The sequence below is a fragment of the Pseudomonas sp. 05N434 genome, assembly GCF_056396965.1.
In genome coordinates, this window is record NZ_JBFTMK010000759.1 from 1 (window position 1) to 1,839 (window position 1,839).

Sequence of the window (1,839 nt, forward strand, 5' to 3'; positions counted from 1 at the left end):
ATCAATACCAGTGCCTATAGCGCGGAACTGCTGGCCGGCAGTTTGAAGGCTACGGCCCACGGCGAGATCGAAGCCGCCAAGGCCATGGGCATGTCGCGCTTTACCTTGTACCGCCGCGTGCTCCTGCCGTCGGCCTTGCGCCGGGCACTGCCGCAATACAGCAACGAAGTGCTGATGATGCTGCAGACCACCAGCCTGGCGTCGATCGTCACCCTGGTCGACATCACCGGAGCCGCTCGTACGGTCAGTTCGCGGTTCTATCTGCCATTCGAGGCGTTCATCACCGCCGGCCTTATCTACCTGGCCCTGACCTTCATCCTGGTTCGTCTGTTCAAGCTGGCCGAGCGCCGCTGGCTGGCGTATCTGGCACCGCGCAAGCACTAAGGAGCTGTTATGGAGCACATTGAATACCTGTTGCCGTGGGGGGCCTCGGGCACAGAACGACGGCTGTCGCTGTTTCGTTTTGGCAGCGGGCCACGCAAGGCCTACATCCAGGCCTCCCTGCATGCCGACGAGTTGCCAGGGATGCGCGTGGCGGTTGAACTTAAGCAGCGTCTGCGCGTGCTGGAAGAACAAGGTCGCCTGAATGGGGTCGTCGAGTTGGTGCCGATGGCCAACCCGATTGGCATCGCCCAGATGTTCCAGGCCACCCATCAAGGCCGTTTTGAGTTCTCCAGCGGGAAGAACTTCAATCGTGATTTTCCAGAGCTGGCCGAAGCTGTGGCGGCGCTGGTGAAAGGTCAACTGGGCACCCACGCCGACGTCAACACCGGGTTGATCCGCCGCGCCATGGCCGATGTTCTCGCCGACATGCCACCGCCGACCTCGGAACTCGATGGCCTGCGCCGCCTGTTGCTTTCACATGCCTGTGACGCCGATGTGGTGCTGGACCTGCACTGCGATTTCGAGTCGATCATGCTGCTTTACGCCATGCCGCAACACTGGCCGCGCCTGCGCTCATTGGCCGCTCGACTGGGTGCCGGCGCCGCATTGCTGGCCGAGGATGCGGGCGGCAGTGCCTTTGATGAAGCCTGCGCGATTCCCTGGTTGCGTCTGGCCGAACTCTTTCCTGAAGCCGATATTTCTTTGGCCTGTGTGGCGACCACCATTGAACTGCGCGGCATGGCCGATACCGAACGCGAGCCCTGCATCGACAGCGCGCAGGCCATTCTCGGCTATCTCGCCGAGCAAGGCCTGATCAGCGGTGACTGGCCCGCCGCGCCACCGACCGAGTGTGAAGCGACGCCATTCGCCGGCGCGCAGTACGCCTATGCGCCGCACCCCGGCGTGGTGAGTTTTCTGCAACCGCTGGGTGCCCGGGTCAGGGTCGGCGACCCGCTGTTCGAAGTGATTGATCCGCTGACCGATCGCCACAGCATCGTGCGCGCCAGCACCGACGGCATCCTCTATGCCCGTGAACGTCTGCGCTTTGCCCAGCCCGGTTTGTGGCTGGCCAAAGTGGCCGGTACTCGCCCTATTCGCCAAGGCCGCTTGCTCAGCGACTGATTCCAGAGAGTTGAAACCATGTACAAACTTGAAATTCAGGATCTTCACAAAAGCTACGGCACCCACGAAGTGCTCAAGGGCGTGTCCCTGGAGGCGAAGGCCGGTGATGTGATCAGCATCATCGGCTCCAGCGGTTCCGGCAAAAGCACCTTCCTGCGTTGCATCAACCTGCTGGAGCAGCCCAACGCCGGCAACATTGTGCTCAATGGCGAACCGCTCAAGCTGGTGACCAACAAACTCGGCGGGCTCAAGGCTGCCGAGCCCAAACAGCTACAACGCATGCGTTCGCGACTGTCGATGGTGTTTCAGCATTTCAACCTCTGGTCGCACATG

The 1,839-nt window shown here is 61.8% G+C and carries 3 protein-coding genes; all 3 read left to right on the forward strand.

Translation table 11 applies throughout. The annotated features are described in order from the left end of the window. Window positions 1–384, forward strand: a 384-nt coding sequence (locus AC1DLB_RS29015) for an ABC transporter permease subunit (RefSeq protein WP_477786190.1), incomplete at its 5' end; no start/stop codon positions are given. A gap of 9 nt (window positions 385–393) precedes the next feature. Beyond that, entirely contained in the window at window positions 394–1,506 is a 1,113-nt protein-coding gene (locus AC1DLB_RS29020; protein ID WP_192379299.1) for a succinylglutamate desuccinylase/aspartoacylase family protein, read from the forward strand. A gap of 18 nt (window positions 1,507–1,524) precedes the next feature. Beyond that, window positions 1,525–1,839: ATP-binding cassette domain-containing protein (locus tag AC1DLB_RS29025; RefSeq protein ID WP_477786191.1), on the forward strand; the 315-nt coding region annotated here is incomplete at its 3' end.